The organism is Metabacillus niabensis, from assembly GCF_020524345.1.
GTDB lineage: Bacteria > Bacillota > Bacilli > Bacillales > Bacillaceae > Metabacillus > Metabacillus niabensis_B.
This window is the reverse complement of the sequence record NZ_JAIVLH010000041.1, coordinates 1-16,411: the sequence shown is the minus strand read 5'-3', so window position 1 is coordinate 16,411 and position 16,411 is coordinate 1. Positions and strand designations below refer to the sequence as shown.

Sequence of the window (16,411 nt, the reverse complement as noted above, 5' to 3'; positions counted from 1 at the left end):
ATCAAACTCTCCAATAAAGTGTTTGATATAGCTCATAAAAATTTGTACTATATAGTACGTTTTTGTTAATCGAAATTAACGTTGGCACGCTTGGTTTTGTTTAGTTTTCAAAGAACTTTTTATCACTTCATCAAGAAGCGACTTTAATATAATAACATGATTATCATTTTTAAGTCAACAACTTTTTCGAAGTTTTTTCAACTCGTTTGTCCGTCCTTTTTGGAAGACGAATAATAATATATCATCTCTCAAAAAACATGTCAATAAACATTAACAATAAAAAAATCAGAAAGAAAAGTATGTGTCTCCTTCTCTTCTGATTTCCTAGCCTACATGTATGTTAACTTACAATAAACATTTTTATAATAACTAATGCTGCCAATCCTGGTATCCCTAATATCCCTGATACACTTGAAGTAATTAAGTTAATTGGGATATGTAAGTCTATGCTTGTACCAAAAGCATTAACAAAAAATAACAGCAGTGCTCCGATTATTATCTTTATCGAAAGTCGCCCAAGCCATTGTAATGGTCGAATAGGAGCTCCTACAAATAACAAAATTAAAATAATTCCGCCTATTACAGAAAAAACTAAAATAGGATCCACTAAAACACTCCCCTTTTATCTCTTTTTAATAATAAGATATGAGGAAAGTGATAAATTAGAACAAGCTATCTACTTTTATATTTTTCCTATTTTAATATTTCGATGTTTTGCTTCTTTGAGTAGAAAGAAATATTTTGCTTCTGCAATTTTCAAATCATAGAGTACCTCAGGAGAAGGTTCAACACTTTTATCAACTAACTGTTTTTGCCGATTCCACTCTTTTTTCATCGTGAGCAAGTTTTGTATTAGTTGTTGATCGTATTGATTCCTTAACCAGCCCTTCCGACGAAAAAGCATAAAACATCCTCCTCTATAATTCTCTTCTTCCTTCTAACGCTTTTGATAAAGTAACCTCATCGGCATATTCCAGATCTCCACCCACTGGTAAACCATGAGCAATCCTCGTTAGTTTAATACCAGATGGTTTTAAAAGCCTTGAAATATACATGGCTGTTGCTTCCCCTTCAATATTAGGGTTTGTAGCAAGAATGACCTCTTGTATAACATCATCCTGCAATCTTTTCAAAAGTTCAGGAATTTTTATATCCTCCGGTCCTATTCCCTCCATAGGTGATATAGATCCATGCAGTACATGATATAAGCCGTTGTATTCCTTCATTTTTTCCATGGCTATAACATCTTTGGGGTCTTGCACCACACATACAACACTTTTATCCCGTCGATCATCTTCACAAATGTAGCAAGGATCTTGATCAGTTATATGTCCGCAAACAGAACAATAGGTAAGATTCCTTTTTGCATTCACTAGTGCTTTTGCAAAATCAAGCACAACATCTTCTTTCATGTTTAGGACAAAAAAAGCCAGTCGAACGGCCGTTTTCGGACCAATTCCTGGCAACTTCATAAAGCTATCAATTAGCTTCGATATTGGTTCAGGATAATGCATGATAATCCTCCTAGAACATTCCTGGTAAGTTCATTCCTTTTGTGAACTGACCCATTGTCTCATTTGTAAGGTCATCCATCTTTTTCAACGCATCATTCGTTGCAGCTAGTACTAAGTCTTGAAGCATTTCGATATCTTCCGGATCTACAACTTCCTCTTTGATACTTACTTCAAGCACTTCTTTTTGTCCATTTACTACAACTGTTACCATGCCGCCGCCAGCTGTACCTTCTACAGTTTTTTCAGCTAGTTCCTCTTGTGCTTTCGCCATATCCTTTTGCATTTTTTGCATTTGCTTCATCATTTTTTGCATATTTCCCATACCGCCACGCATCATAACATCATTCCTCCAAATCAATCTTTTATTTCAATTAGTTCATTTCCAACTAATTTTCTTGCTTCAGCAATAAGCGGATCTTCTTCACCATTTTGCTGAGTTTGATCTTCATCTTTTTGATCTTTTAGAAATTCTTTTCTTATTTTAACCCAATCATGCTCAGGAACGCCAACCATTTCCATGCTTTTACCGACAATCTCTTGCAGTATTACTTCTAAATTGGTGCGTACATTGTTGTTATTTTCCGCTACCATTTTACAATGAATTTCAAACTTGAATTTTAATACAAACGCATTTTCAGAAGCTGCTACCGGCTCGCTATCATTTAAAAGTGCTGCATGGGATACTTTATTCTGGCGTCGAAGCATTTCTAATAGCTCTGCCCATCTCCCTTTAATGACTTCCAAATCTTTTCTGGTTGCAGTCTTTAAAATTTCCTGTATTCTTCCTTCAGGTGTTTTATAGCCGCTTTTCATTGACCTCTGCTTTGGCTCTTTTGAACCTGGATTCCCTTGTTGAGGAGCTGCAATTCCTTGCTGCTTAAGTCGATTTACCTCTGACTGTAGACTTGTTATTTTTTCTAGTAAAGACTGGTATTCCTCTTGATCATATTGAGATTTATTTGTTGTTTGTTGACAAAGCTTTACCAACGCAACCTCAAGAAAGATACGGGGATGATTTGTCCATTTCATTTCCTGTTGACTCTTGCTTAACAACTCAATAATCTCATATATTTCAGCAGAAGGAATTTCTTTTGATAATTGAATAAATTGATTATCTACTGACACACGCTCTAAGACATCCTCTAGTGTTGGTGCTGTCTGGTATAAGAGCATATCACGATAATAAAAAATAAAGTCTTCAATAAATCTGCTCGGGTCTTTTCCTTGATACATTAATTGATCCAATGCTTGCAGGGCAACCGTCACATCTTTTTGATGTATGGCTTCAGCAATTTTCCCAACGATCTCTTGTGATACAGACCCTGTTATAAGCAATGCTTCATTTAATGTTACTTGATCATCACTATATGAAATTGCTTGATCCAGTAAACTCAACGCATCACGCATACCACCATCAGCAGCTCTTGCAATAACGTCCAGTGCATCCTCTTCTACATTTACCTGTTGGTTATGTATGATCTCTTTCATTCTCCCTACAATCGAAGCAGCTGTAATTCTTCGGAAATCGAATCGTTGACAGCGAGAGATTATTGTTAAAGGAATTTTATGAGGTTCAGTAGTAGCTAGTATAAAAATGACATGCTTTGGTGGTTCTTCAAGAGTTTTTAACAAAGCATTAAAAGCCCCAATGGATAACATATGAACTTCATCAACAATATATACTTTATATTGAACAGCAGATGGAGCAAATTTCACTTTATCCCTAATATCTCTTATTTCATCGACACCATTGTTAGATGCAGCATCAATTTCAATCACATCTGAAATGGAACCGTTTGTAATACCTTTACAAGCAGCACACTCATTACAAGGCTCAGCTACTGGTGCTCTTTCACAATTGACTGCTTTTGCAAAGATCTTTGCTGCACTTGTTTTCCCTGTCCCACGTGGTCCGGAAAAAAGATAAGCATGTGAAAACTTATTTTGTAACAGGGCATTTTGTAAGGTTTTTGTTATATGTTCTTGGCCAACCACATCATGAAATATCTGTGGTCGAAAAACACGATATAATGCTTGATAACCCACAAAAACGTCTCCCTTCTATTTCATCATCTTTATTATAACAACCATCGGCATATTTACAAAGTTGTTTCTAAGAAAAGCGTACGCACCTTGGTCAGCCTGGGACATACTGGGCGAAACACCTACACTAAGTGTAAGATTTTCAATTCTTAATCTAAATAAAAAACTCACCCGAAAAGAGTGAGTTTCATTTAAAATATTAACTGCCGTGCACCTTCCGTCGATTAACCACCATAGGCGTTACTTAAGCAGTTAGCTCGGCTCAGGCAACCCTGCGGCACATGAGAGCTTCCACTTAATGCTGCTTCCTTCCGGACCTGACATGGTTCATGGATTCCCATTGCGCAGGACCCAAGCGTCAACACCACTTACTTAAGGCAGCCCTACAGTGAGCTAACCTCTAGAAGGGATTCGGCCTCGCTAGAGCGGATTGCGAGTACAGGGCACCGCTACCTCCCCGCTTAGCACGGCAAAATTGATACCATATTAAGTTGCATCGTTTTATCGACGCATGTATAAGTATATATCCTAATCATATAAATTGCAACTTCTAGTAGATGTAAGTTTTTGTCAGGTTTGTCATTTGTGTTTTTTACGTTTTCTTAGATCTCTAAAAAATGAGCTTAACAACTCACTACATGCCTGCTCCTCAATTCCCTTTGTTAGATCAACCTGATGATTAAACCTTTCTTCTTGTAAAAGATTCATCAATGTACCTGCACAACCTCCTTTAGGATCTGAGGCTCCATACACAACTCTTCCGATTCTCGACAACACAATTGCCCCGGCACACATTGGACACGGCTCTAATGTGACATACAATGTTGCATTTTCTAATCTCCAGGAACCTATCTCATTACAAGCTTTATCTATTGCTAAAATTTCCGCATGGGCAATTGACCGCTGTTCCCTTTCTCTTAAATTATGAGCTGATGAAATAACGGTATTATTTAATACAATAACTGCTCCAATTGGAACTTCGCCTATCTCCTTAGCCTTTTCTGCTTCATCTAAGGCTAATTTCATATAATACTGGTCATTCAATTCTGTATATCCTCCTCGTAGAAATGGTACAATTGTACATATTAAAAGTAGGAAAAGTCAGCCTAAATTGTTATAAAAAGGAGAAATGATTGTTATGCAGCAAAAATCCAAACAAGCATTACTTATTATAGACATGATTAATGACTTCAATTTCAATCATGGCCCTATCTTAGCGGAACAAACTGAAACAATCTCCCACAATATTCTCTCACTAAAAAATAAAATGAAAGAGAATAAATGCCCTATTATCTATGTTAATGACCATTATAACTTATGGCAGGCTAACTTTGAAAAAATCGCTCAAAAATGTAGTAATCCATTAAGTGAAAAGATTATTCACCGTTTGTTTCCAAACGATGATGATTATTTTTTAATTAAACCAAAACACTCTGCTTTTTACGGAACCGCACTGAACACATTATTATATAGCCTTAACGTAAAGGAAGTCGTGATTACCGGGATAGCTGGAAACATATGTGTACTTTTTACAGCGAATGATGCTTATATGAGAGAATACGATATAACAATCCCAGCTGACTGTATTGCATCAAATTCTATGAAAGATAATGAATTTGCCTTAAGTATGATGGAAAACACACTCAAAGCTACGATTATTCATAGAGAAAATTAATTTAACATGCATCAAGCCCTCTCAACATATGATGTACAAAATTGTATTTTGAGGAGGACAAACATGCAAATACATATTGTCCAACAAGGACAAAGCTTGTTTGGTATTGCACAGGCTTACAGTACAACCGCAGAGGAAATTATTCGCACAAATGAAATTCAAAACCCAAATAATTTAGTTATTGGCCAGGGAATTGTGATTCCTATTAAGGGAAGGTTTTATTGGGTACAATCTGGTGATAGTTTATATTCAATAGCCCAAAGATTTGGACTTCCCGCATCAGAATTGGCTAGAATTAATAATATTCCCTTGAATCAACCTCTCTCAATAGGGGTAAGACTCTATATTCCTGAAGGTGAAAAGAGATCGGTAGAATCTAACGCTTATATTGAACCAAGAGGCACAAGTGTTACAGCTAATCTTGAGCAAGCAGCAAGAGATGCAGCACCTTACTTAACTTATTTAGGACCATTTAGTTTCCAAATTCAACGAGATGGAACACTTAAAGAACCACTTCTAAATAATTTCCCTCAAATCGCCCGACAAAATAATGTTACATTGATGATGGCGATTACGAATTTAGAAAATGACCAATTTAGTGATGAACTAGGAAGAATTATTTTAACAAATACAGAAATACAAAATAAACTTTTAAATAACATTGTCACAACTGCCAAAAAATATGGCTTCCGTGATATCCATTTTGATATGGAGTTTTTAAGACCTCAAGATCGTGAAGCATACAACCAATTTTTAAGAAAAGCAAAGGCCCGTTTCAGTCAGGAAGGTTGGCTTCTCTCTACAGCACTGGCACCTAAAACGAGTGCTACACAAAAAGGTCGTTGGTATGAAGCACATGATTATAAAGCACACGGACAGATTGTTGATTTTGTTGTTATTATGACATATGAATGGGGATATAGTGGCGGTCCACCAATGGCTGTTTCTCCTATAGGCCCTGTGAGGGATGTTTTGGAGTATGCCATTACAGAAATGCCAAGTCGTAAAATTATGATGGGGCAAAATTTATATGGGTATGATTGGACCTTACCTTTTGTTCCTGGAGGACAATATGCGAAAGCAGTCAGCCCTCAGCAGGCTATTCAGCTCGCAAGTACAAATAATGTGCCAATCCTTTATGATCAAGAAGCACAGGCACCTCATTTTAATTACACAGATACAAACGGAAAAGAGCATGAGGTCTGGTTTGAGGATGCAAGATCAATTCAAGCAAAATTTGACCTTATAAAAGAACTGGATCTACGCGGAATTAGCTATTGGAAACTTGGCCTTTCATTTCCTCAAAATTGGTTATTACTAGCTGATAATTTTCAAATAGAAAAGAAAGAATAACACAGTAACAGGTACTCGTTCATAATATGGGTGCCTTTTTTTATTTTCAGATTAAAAATTAGAAAATGTAAACAATCTTATAAATCATTACTCAAATAGAGAGTTGCATGGTAAAATGAAATTTGTCGATTTTTAAGTTTAGGTGTTTCGTTTCAAAGGAGGACCCATAATGAATATACCCTTTATTACTGTAGAGGGGCCAATTGGTGTTGGTAAAACATCATTAGCGAAGGCAATTGCTGAGTATTATCAATTCTACTTATTAAAAGAAATTGTTGAAGAAAACCCCTTTCTAGGAAAGTTCTATACAGATATTGAAGAATGGAGCTTTCAAACGGAAATGTTTTTTCTTTGCAATCGATATAAACAGTTAGAAGACATTAATAAAGAGTATCTACAAGCAGATAAACCAGTTGTAGCTGACTATCATATCTATAAAAATCTTATCTTTGCCAAACGTACATTAAGGCATGAACAATATGATAAGTATTTGAAAATCTATGATATCTTAACAGAAGGCATGCCAAAACCTAACATACTCATTTATCTGACTGCTAGTCTTGATACACTATTAAGCCGAATAGAAAAAAGAGGCCGTGAAATAGAGCAAAAAATTGATCCCCATTACCTACAGCAGCTTTCAGAGGACTATGAAATTGCTATGTTACAGTGGGAAAAAGATAATCCTTCAATTCCAGTTATTCGTTTTAACGGTGATACATTGGACTTCGTTCAAAATAAACAAGACTTAACATATATATTTAAAACATTAGATCAGTACTTGCAAAAAGGAGCAACGACAGATGAATTTACGCGAAAAATATAAAATTCCTCACAACGCTGTCATTACGATAGCTGGTACTGTAGGTGTTGGAAAATCCACAATGACAAACGCTCTTGCACAGGAATTGAATTTCAAAACATCTTTCGAAAAGGTAGACTCAAATCCTTATCTTGATAAATTCTATGCTGATTTTGAAAGATGGAGCTTTCATTTACAAATTTATTTTTTAGCAGAACGTTTTAAAGAGCAAAAGAGGATTTTTGAATATGGTGGAGGATTCATTCAGGATCGTTCAATTTACGAAGATACGGGGATATTTGCAAAAATGCATTATGAAAAAGGTACAATGTCTGAAGTTGACTATGAAACCTATAAAAACCTTTTTGATGCTATGGTCATGACTCCTTATTTTCCACATCCAGACCTTCTCATTTATTTAGAAGGAAGCTTGGATGATATTTTATCGAGAATTAAACTTCGCGGACGTCCAATGGAACAGCAAACACCTGTTGAATATTGGACTGAAATGCACCAAAGATATGAAAATTGGATTAATAATTTTAATGCCTGTCCTGTACTACGTATCAATATTAATGATTATGATATTATGGAAAATGAAAAGTCTATCGAACCTATTATAGAGAGAATTGGCTATTTTATTGAACAGACGAAATTTTTAAAAAAATAAGAGGATGACATAAAGGTTTACGTTCCTTTATGTCATCCTCTTTTTCTTTTTATTAGAAAACTTTAGTTTATTACTAATCCTAAAATTTGAATACATTGATCTTTTTATACTTTCTGAAGGAATAAAAAAAATCGTTACACTCTAGTAACGATTTTACATCAATCTCCCATATTTTATGCGCTGAATATGAGATTAAATTTTAAAATTATGGAGGAGGAAAGGGGATTCGAACCCCTGCGGGCTTTGACACCCCTGTCGGTTTTCAAGACCGATCCCTTCAGCCGGACTTGGGTATTCCTCCGTATTGACAAGATATAATTTATCATAGTTTTTATATGCTTGTCAACATTTTATTAAAACTTTTTTTATTGTTATGAAAATAAATACTTCACATTGTATTATATCCAAGTAAGGGGACAATTAAATCCCTATATTTTTAGTCAACTATACTAATTCTTTCTTTATTACCCATATAAGGTCTAAGCACCTCTGGAATAATGACAGATCCATCTTCCTGTTGGTAATTTTCCAAGATGGCAGCAACTGTTCGTCCAATAGCTAATCCTGATCCATTTAATGTGTGAACAGGCTCCACCTTTGCTTTTGGATCTCTTCTAAATCGAATATTTGCTCGGCGTGCCTGGAACGCCTCGAAATTACTGCAAGAAGAAATTTCACGGTATGTTCCATAGCTTGGGATCCAAACTTCAAGGTCATATTTTTTAGCTGCTGTAAATCCTAAATCTGCTGTACACATGCTCATTACCCGATATGGAAGTCCCAATAGTTGAAGCACTTTTTCAGCATGTCCTGTCAGCTTCTCAAGCTCCTCATAAGAATCCTCTGGCTTAACAAAGCGAACTAGCTCTACTTTATTAAATTGATGTTGACGTATTAATCCTCTTGTATCTCTTCCTGCAGATCCAGCTTCAGAACGGAAATTTGCACTAAATGCAGCATAACTAATAGGAAGTTGTTCAACATTGAGTATTTCCTCACGGTGCATATTTGTAACAGGTACTTCAGCAGTTGGAATTAAGAAGTAATCTTCTCCTGCGATCTTAAATGCATCTTCTTCAAATTTAGGCAACTGACCTGTACCTGTCATACTATCACGATTCACGATGAAAGGAGGTATGATTTCTGTATAACCATGCTCGTCAACATGAAGATCTAACATAAAGTTAAATAGTGCCCTTTCTAAACGTGCACCCAACCCACGGTAAAAAACAAAACGGCTTCCTGTAACTTTGGCTGCTCGTTCAAAATCTAGAATTTGTAAACCATCTGCAATGTCCCAGTGTGGCTTTGGCTCGAATTCAAAGTGTGGTTGTTCTCCCCACTTTCTAATCTCTACATTATCATCCTCTGTATCTCCAACTGGAACACTTTCATGAGGAATATTTGGAATAGATAATAAAAGGTTATCAAGTTCAGCCTCTACTTTACGTAATTGTTCATCATATCCTTTAATTTTCTCTCCTACTTCTTTCATTTCTTTAATTAAGTGATCAGCATCCTGCTTTTCCCTTTTTAATTGAGCGACTTGTGCAGAAACATCATTTCTTTTGCTTTTTAATTCTTCTGTAGCAGCGATAAGCTCTCTTCTCGTTTTATCAAGCTCTTCAAATTTCCCAAAATCAGTTAGGTCTTCACCACGTTTAGATAACTTTTCTTTTACTTCTTCAAGATTGGTACGAAGAAATTTACTATCCAACATAATATTTACACTCCTTTTTTGAATATACATTCGCAATCAAAGAAATTTAAGCAACAAAAAAACTCCCGTCCCAAAAAGGGACGAGAGTTACCCGCGTTGCCACCCTAGTTAAGAATACCTCGTATTCTTCACTTAATGAATAACGGTCATAGCCGGAATTGCCTACTTTAACGTTTGTTAGTTCAGCTATTCATTCAAGGATGGATTCACAAGCATCTATCACCGGTTTTCACCAGCCACCGGCTCTCTATAGATAGAACATCATGCTACTAATTCCTATCATCACGTTTGCTTATTTGATTAAGTATAAATTAATTTACTATAAGTTTACAGTAGTCGCAAGTTTTTTATACAACTTATTTAGACTCTTTTACCATATTGATAAATAATTGAGTCATTCGATGATCATCAGTTAACTCAGGATGGAATGAGCAGCCAAGAAATTGTCCTTGGCGAGCTGCAACAATTCGACCGTTGTGCTTCGATAGGATCTCAACATCTTCTCCAACCTCAACAATATGAGGAGCGCGGATAAAGACTCCTACAAAGTCCTCTCCAACACCGGTAATCATCAATTCAGCCTCAAAGCTATCCTTTTGTCGTCCAAATGAATTACGCTCTACCGTTACATCTAATAATCCTAAGTGGGATTGATCATATCCCACAAGATTCTTAGCCAAAAGAATTAATCCTGCACATGTTCCAAACATAGGCTTTCCAGATGCAGCAAACTCCTTTAATGGTTCCATAAAACTATATTTATCGATAAGACGGCGCATCGTTGTACTCTCGCCACCTGGCATGATTAAGCCATCAAGGTCTGCAAGCTGATCAACTGTTTTAACAATAACTCCTTCAGCTCCACATGCTTCTATTGAGCGGATATGCTCCCTAACAGCACCTTGTAATCCTAATACACCAATTTTCAACATGTTAAAAACTCCTTTTTATTACCAACCACGCTCTTGCATTCTTTGCTCTGGTAGAAGACTCGAAATTTCGACTCCTTGCATTGCAGATCCAAGTCCTTTAGAAAGTTTCGCAATTAGTTCGTAATCTTGGTAATGAGTTGTTGCTTCAACTATAGAACGTGCAAACTTAGCTGGGTTTTCTGATTTGAAGATACCAGATCCAACAAATACTCCATCAGCACCAAGCTGCATCATTAACGCAGCATCCGCAGGAGTTGCTACACCACCAGCAGCGAAGTTAACAACCGGTAATTTTCCTTCTTTTTTAATTTGAAGGAGAAGTTCAAAAGGAGCGCCTAAATTTTTCGCTTCTGTCATTAACTCATCTTCGCTCATAGCTGCAACCTTACGAATTTGTGCATTTACTTTACGCATATGACGAACAGCTTCAACAATGTTTCCTGTTCCTGGCTCACCTTTTGTACGAAGCATCGACGCACCCTCTGCAATACGACGAGTTGCTTCACCTAGATCACGACAACCACAAACAAATGGTACTGTGAAGTCACTTTTTAGTAAGTGATACTCTTCATCTGCAGGAGTTAAAACTTCACTTTCATCAATATAGTCAACACCCATTGCCTCTAACACACGTGCCTCTACAATATGTCCGATACGTGCTTTTGCCATAACTGGAATTGATACAGCATTCATTACTTCTTCTACAATTGTTGGATCAGCCATTCTTGCTACACCACCGGCAGCACGAATATCAGCAGGAACTCGTTCAAGTGCCATTACGGCAACTGCGCCTGCTTCCTCAGCGATTTTAGCTTGTTCTGCATTTACAACGTCCATGATGACGCCGCCTTTTTGCATTTCTGCCATTCCACGTTTTACGCGGTCAGTACCTGTTGTATTACTCATTGTGGTTGTCCCCCTTATGTAATGTCCTACTATATAGGATTTGTTTTAGATTGAGAAAAATTCATCTACGCTATATTTTATCCTAAGTTCTAAAAAAATCCTATCAAAATTCATGTAATTAGTAAAACAATTCCTATATGTTTTACTATTCTATCATTTCTTATATAATAATTTTCTATTATAACTCAGATTTTATAAATCGAATATCTTTTTTCATCCTTTTTAATGAGCTTACAATAAATAGAAGTGTATAAAAAAGACTCCCTATAAAGAGAGTCTTTTCATCAATAATTAAAACCAGCCTTTTACTGTGTCTGATACTGTGCCCCATAAACCGCCAAAGAAGCCTCCAATGCCTCTCATAGAGAGAACAAACCAGTTAGCCTTCTCGACAGTTTCTTTTGTAACAAGATCTACTTGAGAGAGTGTGTCACTTTTGATATTTGTTAGGGCTTGACCTTCACCCTCATATTTTATCGTCATTTTTCCGACTACATGATCTTTTTTAACTGGTGCCGTCAATTCTCCTGCTTTTGACAATTGATCTTGGTCAATTTCAAATGCTGGTTTATAGGCATCCTCTTCACCCTTTTTCACAACTAGTGTTACTGCATCTTTTGTATGAATGGATACTGTATCTTCTTTTCCTTTTACAACAGGAATTGTTGATTGTTTATCAATTTGATAATTAGCTGGAAATACTTCTTTTACTGAGAAGTTATTGAATGCATAGTCCAACATTTTTTCTGTCTCAGGAAAGCGTGAATCCTTCACGTCTCCGCCATTTCCTTGTGCATCCATCACAACTGAAATAACACGCATACCATTTTTAGTTGCAGTAGCAGTAAAACAAGATCCCGCAGAAGAGGTTGATCCAGTTTTAAGACCGTCTACACCTTCATAACCAAAAACTAACTCTGGAAGCATCCAGTTCCAGTTTGGCATTTCAGTTGCATCATCTGTGCCTTCTCTAAAGGTTTTTCTAGGAATGCTTGCTGTCTCTAAAACCTCTGGATAGTCTTGAATTAACCTTTGTGAAAGTAAGGCCATATCTCTTGCTGATAATTTACTTTCTGCATTCACATCTGTTCCTTCAGGATGCATACCAGCTAAATCCTTATTTTCCAATCCTGTCGCATTAACAAATTCATAATTTGTTAAGCCTAGTTCTTTTGCTTTATCGTTCATCATTTTGACAAAAGCCTTTTCTGATCCTGCAATTATTTCTGACAAAGCAATTGCCGCACCGTTAGCAGAGTAAATGGCCATTGCCTCATATAATTCTTTTACATTATAGCTGCCATCCAATCTTAAAGGAACATTTGAAAGACTTCTATTTTGTGAGATCTTATAAACATATTCACTTGGTTTATAGGTTTGATCCCAGCTGATTTTCCCTTCTTTAACAGCCTCTAGTACTAAGTATTCTGTCATTACCTTTGCCATACTGGCAATAGGTAGCTTTTCATCGATATTTTTCCCATATAAAACAGTTCCAGTTGATTCCTCAATTATAATTGCTGCCCCTGCATTAATTGTAATTGGCTCTGCAGCTTTAGCAGACGTAAAAGGAAAAATGGATGAAACAATAAAAGTTATAGCAAAAAGGACTGCCATCATTTTCTTTATTCTCACTTTGTATACTACCTCCACATTTTATTATCTATATAAAAACTCCACTTGAATTTTACTTTCTTAAAGAAACAACAAAATTGATTTTATCATAGAAAAGACAAAAAAAATAGACAGAGCCATAGACTCTGTCAAATGTTATAGATCTGTCATATTTGGATAAGATTTAATCCAAAAGACTTATTATAACGAGTAATTTGGGGCTTCTTTCGTAATTTGAACATCATGTGGATGACTCTCTTTTAAGCCTGCTCCAGTCATGCGGATAAATTGTGAATTTTCTCGAAGTTCTTCAAGATTCTTAGTTCCACAATATCCCATTCCAGAACGAATTCCACCAACCAATTGATAAATTGTATCTGCTATCGGCCCTTTATATGGAGTTCTTCCTTCAATTCCCTCAGGAACGAACTTTTTATTGTCTTCTTGGAAGTAACGGTCTTTACTTCCTTTTTCCATTGCAGCTACAGAACCCATTCCACGATATACTTTAAAACGTCTTCCTTGGAAGATTTCTGTCGCACCAGGACTTTCAGAAGTACCTGCAAGTAAACTTCCTAACATAACAGCATGACCACCTGCAGCTAATGCTTTTACCATATCACCAGAGTACTTAATACCTCCATCTGCAATAATAGCTACACCATGTTTTCTTGCTTCTGTAGCACAGTCAAATACTGCTGTAATCTGTGGTACACCGACTCCGGCAACTACGCGAGTTGTACAAATAGAACCAGGTCCAATTCCTACTTTGACAACATTTGCACCAGCTTCAATTAAATCTTTTGTCGCTTCAGCAGTTGCAACATTTCCAGCAACGATATTTAGCTCTGGATATTCATTACGAATCGCCTTAACTGTTTCTAGAACACCTTTGGAATGACCATGTGCTGTATCAACTACAATTGCGTCTACATTGGCTTCAACTAGCTTTTGGACACGAATCATTGTGTCACCTGTCACACCAACTGCTGCAGCAACAACAAGACGTCCTTGTGCATCCTTAGCTGAATTAGGAAACTCAATTACTTTTTCAATATCCTTAATTGTAATAAGTCCTTTTAAAATACCTTCACTATCCACTAAAGGTAGTTTTTCAATTTTATGCTTTTGTAAAATACTTTCAGCTTCTTTTAGAGTTGTTCCTACCGAAGCTGTTACAAGATTTTCCTTTGTCATAACATCGCTGATTTTTATTGAGTAATCTTGAATGAATCTCATATCACGGTTTGTGATAATACCAACTAATTTTTCTTCCTCGGGGTTATTTACAACTGGAACACCTGAAATTCTATATTTACCCATTAAATGCTCTGCATCAAAAACTTGATGATCTGGAGTTAAATAAAACGGATCTGTTATAACTCCTCTTTCAGATCTTTTTACTTTATCCACTTGCTCTGCTTGCTGTTCAATTGACATATTCTTATGAATAACACCAATTCCACCTTGTCTTGCAATCGCAATAGCTAATTCAGCTTCTGTTACAGTATCCATACCAGCACTTATAATTGGAATATTAAGTTTTAAGCTTGGTGTAAGCTGTACACTCAAATCCACATCTCTTGGTAATACCTCAGATTTTGCTGGTACTAATAGAACATCATCAAAAGTTAAGCCTTCTTTAGAAAATTTTTGTTCCCACATTAGTAAAATCCCCCTCTTTTCGGCAAAATATTATTAGTAGATTATCAACATGTTTTCAGACTGTCAAGAAAGGAATAAAGAGTTTAAATATTTTGAATTAACTAATTGGAGTGTACAATTCATGCCAGCCTTATATTGGGAACGCTTACTATCATATTATTCAACGCAAACGATTCAAAAGAAATTAGAAAAGTGTTATCAAAATCATTCAATCGAAAACTCAAGTGGATTGTCCTATGATAATTGTTACCGATTTATTTACTTTCTTAAACATGGTGAAAATTTCTTTTTACAGGCAAATCAATCACCACATGCCATTCAGCCAATTTTGCTCTTTTACGGGATATCACAGCTATTGAAAGCATGCTTATTAATAAAGGATCCCAACTACCCTTCAACTTCATCAGTACTAGCACATGGGGCATCAAGCAGAAAAAGGAAAAAACAACAATATCAATTTTTAAAAGATGAAATAAAAGTTCAGAGAAACGGTTTGTTCAGCCATGTTGCAAAGGAACTTTTTCAAATACAGGATCATCTTGAAGCTGAAAAATACTCAATGGAATTACTTCTTAACCAAATAGCTGAGATGAACGATGTTTTGTTGTTTCATCAAGCTAAAAAAAATTACGTGAAAGTTGAAACAACTGGCCAACGTGAAATCATTTTAACAGATACCACTGCTCAATATTTCCATATGTCAGCTGAAAGACTTTCTGAATTTTTAGGGAAAAATCACCATCTTGAGCGGGAAAAAGATGCTACGAATAACCAAGTTATTTTACGAACTAAATATTCAAATCATACGTTTCACTGTTCACCCTTTTTATTTCATATCGAGGATAATGCATTTTATTTACCAAACAAACGTGAATCATTTCTTTCCCTTCCGGAACTTCTCGTTCACTACTTATTGCTATATAACCTGAGTATGATCTCGCGTTATGAAACTGAGTGGTGGTATGAACTCCTATTAGGAACATCAAATGATGACTATCCAATTATTCTACGTTATATGGAAATAGCTAAAAGAAAGATCCCTTATTTTATTTTGAAGTTTTTAGAAGAACATTTGTGAATTTTACATTAAAGGAGAAGCTAAACCTCAGGGTAGCTTCTCTTTTTTACGTTCAGATTTCTGCTGGCTTGCGACAAGCGTGGGAATCTCCGCGTCAGCTTGTTCGTTCAGTGTCATGTGTCTGTGTGCGTACACATTAACATAGAGTTAAATTAATTTATCTTCGATTACTTCATTTTATCTTCGATTTTCAGCAATTTATCTTCGATTATTTTAATTTATCTACTATTCTACAAATTCCGCCAAAAATCCACAGTATATTTTGTTTCTACCTCTTTACGATAAAACCTTCGGTTTTTCTACAATCATTTAATTCATGCAAAAAAGACCAGTATCTCTACTGATCTTTTCTTCCTCTTCTTACTTGGCAACGTCCTACTCTCACAGGGGGAAACCCCCAACTACCATCGGCGCTGAAGAGCTTAACTTCCGTGTTCGG

General features: G+C 36.1%; 16 protein-coding genes, 1 tRNA gene, 1 other RNA gene and 1 other annotated feature. Of the genes, 5 read left to right on the top strand and 13 right to left on the bottom strand.

What is annotated here, in order from left to right:
- Window positions 1–340: 340 nt before the first annotated feature.
- The 7 genes from LC095_RS25950 to tadA all read right to left on the bottom strand — a co-directional run bounded on the left by LC095_RS25950 (window position 341) and on the right by tadA (window position 4,601).
- On the bottom strand, window positions 341–607 hold the full coding sequence (locus tag LC095_RS25950) for a pro-sigmaK processing inhibitor BofA family protein (RefSeq protein WP_026562793.1): 267 nt from the start codon (window positions 605–607) through the stop codon (window positions 341–343).
- A gap of 75 nt (window positions 608–682) precedes the next feature.
- Window positions 683–904, bottom strand: coding sequence for a YaaL family protein (locus LC095_RS25945; RefSeq protein ID WP_026562792.1), 222 nt, complete (start codon window positions 902–904; stop codon window positions 683–685).
- Window positions 905–917: 13 nt separating this feature from the next.
- Complete coding sequence (gene recR, locus LC095_RS25940) at window positions 918–1,514, bottom strand: recombination protein RecR (protein WP_226530811.1); 597 nt, start codon at window positions 1,512–1,514, stop codon at window positions 918–920.
- Between the two features lie 10 nt (window positions 1,515–1,524).
- On the bottom strand, window positions 1,525–1,848 hold the full coding sequence (locus LC095_RS25935) for a YbaB/EbfC family nucleoid-associated protein (protein WP_226530813.1): 324 nt from the start codon (window positions 1,846–1,848) through the stop codon (window positions 1,525–1,527).
- A gap of 20 nt (window positions 1,849–1,868) precedes the next feature.
- A complete protein-coding gene (dnaX, locus tag LC095_RS25930) occupies window positions 1,869–3,560 on the bottom strand; it encodes a DNA polymerase III subunit gamma/tau (RefSeq protein WP_226530810.1) in 1,692 nt (563 codons plus the stop codon).
- Window positions 3,561–3,763: 203 nt separating this feature from the next.
- Window positions 3,764–4,027: signal recognition particle sRNA large type (gene ffs, locus LC095_RS25925), an RNA gene on the bottom strand.
- A gap of 109 nt (window positions 4,028–4,136) precedes the next feature.
- Window positions 4,137–4,601 carry a tRNA adenosine(34) deaminase TadA gene (tadA, locus tag LC095_RS25920; protein ID WP_226530809.1) on the bottom strand — a complete coding sequence of 155 codons (465 nt, stop codon included), beginning with the start codon at window positions 4,599–4,601 and terminating at the stop codon, window positions 4,137–4,139.
- Window positions 4,602–4,695: 94 nt separating this feature from the next.
- Here tadA and LC095_RS25915 point away from each other — a divergent pair, with 94 nt between their 5' ends.
- From LC095_RS25915 to LC095_RS25900, 4 genes are all read left to right on the top strand, one after another.
- A complete protein-coding gene (locus LC095_RS25915; RefSeq protein ID WP_226530808.1) occupies window positions 4,696–5,232 on the top strand; it encodes an isochorismatase family cysteine hydrolase in 537 nt (178 codons plus the stop codon).
- A gap of 63 nt (window positions 5,233–5,295) precedes the next feature.
- Window positions 5,296–6,585 carry a glycosyl hydrolase family 18 protein gene (locus tag LC095_RS25910; protein ID WP_226530807.1) on the top strand — a complete coding sequence of 430 codons (1,290 nt, stop codon included), beginning with the start codon at window positions 5,296–5,298 and terminating at the stop codon, window positions 6,583–6,585.
- 169 nt (window positions 6,586–6,754) lie between these two features.
- Entirely contained in the window at window positions 6,755–7,411 is a 657-nt protein-coding gene (locus LC095_RS25905) for a deoxynucleoside kinase (protein ID WP_226530806.1), read from the top strand.
- Window positions 7,389–8,057 (top strand): deoxynucleoside kinase, encoded by a 669-nt coding sequence (locus LC095_RS25900; RefSeq protein ID WP_226530805.1) that lies wholly within the window; start codon window positions 7,389–7,391, stop codon window positions 8,055–8,057. The genes LC095_RS25905 and LC095_RS25900 overlap by 23 nt, the downstream gene beginning before the upstream one ends.
- A 208-nt stretch (window positions 8,058–8,265) precedes the next feature.
- Here LC095_RS25900 and LC095_RS25895 read toward each other — a convergent pair.
- The 6 genes from LC095_RS25895 to guaB form a co-directional block, all read right to left on the bottom strand.
- Window positions 8,266–8,358: transfer RNA gene (locus LC095_RS25895), tRNA-Ser, on the bottom strand.
- A gap of 135 nt (window positions 8,359–8,493) precedes the next feature.
- Window positions 8,494–9,777, bottom strand: coding sequence for a serine--tRNA ligase (serS, locus tag LC095_RS25890; protein ID WP_226530804.1), 1,284 nt, complete (start codon window positions 9,775–9,777; stop codon window positions 8,494–8,496).
- Between the two features lie 73 nt (window positions 9,778–9,850).
- Window positions 9,851–10,069: a binding site (T-box leader), on the bottom strand.
- Window positions 10,070–10,133: 64 nt separating this feature from the next.
- A complete protein-coding gene (gene pdxT / locus LC095_RS25885; RefSeq protein ID WP_226530803.1) occupies window positions 10,134–10,709 on the bottom strand; it encodes a pyridoxal 5'-phosphate synthase glutaminase subunit PdxT in 576 nt (191 codons plus the stop codon).
- An 18-nt stretch (window positions 10,710–10,727) separates the two neighbouring features.
- Complete coding sequence (gene pdxS, locus LC095_RS25880) at window positions 10,728–11,615, bottom strand: pyridoxal 5'-phosphate synthase lyase subunit PdxS (protein ID WP_026562781.1); 888 nt, start codon at window positions 11,613–11,615, stop codon at window positions 10,728–10,730.
- A gap of 291 nt (window positions 11,616–11,906) precedes the next feature.
- Entirely contained in the window at window positions 11,907–13,235 is a 1,329-nt protein-coding gene (locus tag LC095_RS25875) for a D-alanyl-D-alanine carboxypeptidase family protein (protein ID WP_226530812.1), read from the bottom strand.
- A 195-nt stretch (window positions 13,236–13,430) separates the two neighbouring features.
- Window positions 13,431–14,894, bottom strand: a complete 1,464-nt coding sequence (guaB, locus tag LC095_RS25870) for an IMP dehydrogenase (protein ID WP_226530802.1) — start codon at window positions 14,892–14,894, stop codon at window positions 13,431–13,433.
- 121 nt (window positions 14,895–15,015) lie between these two features.
- Between guaB and LC095_RS25865 the strand changes: the two genes are divergently transcribed.
- Complete coding sequence (locus tag LC095_RS25865) at window positions 15,016–15,972, top strand: YaaC family protein (protein WP_226530801.1); 957 nt, start codon at window positions 15,016–15,018, stop codon at window positions 15,970–15,972.
- Window positions 15,973–16,411: the final 439 nt, after the last annotated feature.

What these genes read in the sequence shown, in the direction of transcription:
- LC095_RS25905 (WP_226530806.1), top strand. Translation starts at nt 6,755, where the DNA reads ATGAATATACCCTTTATTACTGTAGAGGGGCCAATTGGTGTTGGTAAA.
- LC095_RS25865 (WP_226530801.1), top strand. Translation starts at nt 15,016, where the DNA reads ATGCCAGCCTTATATTGGGAACGCTTACTATCATATTATTCAACGCAA.
- recR (WP_226530811.1), bottom strand. Translation starts at nt 1,514, where the DNA reads ATGCATTATCCTGAACCAATATCGAAGCTAATTGATAGCTTTATGAAG.
- pdxT (WP_226530803.1), bottom strand. Translation starts at nt 10,709, where the DNA reads ATGTTGAAAATTGGTGTATTAGGATTACAAGGTGCTGTTAGGGAGCAT.
- LC095_RS25945 (WP_026562792.1), bottom strand. Translation starts at nt 904, where the DNA reads ATGCTTTTTCGTCGGAAGGGCTGGTTAAGGAATCAATACGATCAACAA.
- guaB (WP_226530802.1), bottom strand. Translation starts at nt 14,894, where the DNA reads ATGTGGGAACAAAAATTTTCTAAAGAAGGCTTAACTTTTGATGATGTT.
- LC095_RS25875 (WP_226530812.1), bottom strand. Translation starts at nt 13,235, where the DNA reads ATGATGGCAGTCCTTTTTGCTATAACTTTTATTGTTTCATCCATTTTT.
- LC095_RS25915 (WP_226530808.1), top strand. Translation starts at nt 4,696, where the DNA reads ATGCAGCAAAAATCCAAACAAGCATTACTTATTATAGACATGATTAAT.
- pdxS (WP_026562781.1), bottom strand. Translation starts at nt 11,615, where the DNA reads ATGAGTAATACAACAGGTACTGACCGCGTAAAACGTGGAATGGCAGAA.
- LC095_RS25935 (WP_226530813.1), bottom strand. Translation starts at nt 1,848, where the DNA reads ATGCGTGGCGGTATGGGAAATATGCAAAAAATGATGAAGCAAATGCAA.
- LC095_RS25910 (WP_226530807.1), top strand. Translation starts at nt 5,296, where the DNA reads ATGCAAATACATATTGTCCAACAAGGACAAAGCTTGTTTGGTATTGCA.
- LC095_RS25900 (WP_226530805.1), top strand. Translation starts at nt 7,389, where the DNA reads ATGAATTTACGCGAAAAATATAAAATTCCTCACAACGCTGTCATTACG.
- serS (WP_226530804.1), bottom strand. Translation starts at nt 9,777, where the DNA reads ATGTTGGATAGTAAATTTCTTCGTACCAATCTTGAAGAAGTAAAAGAA.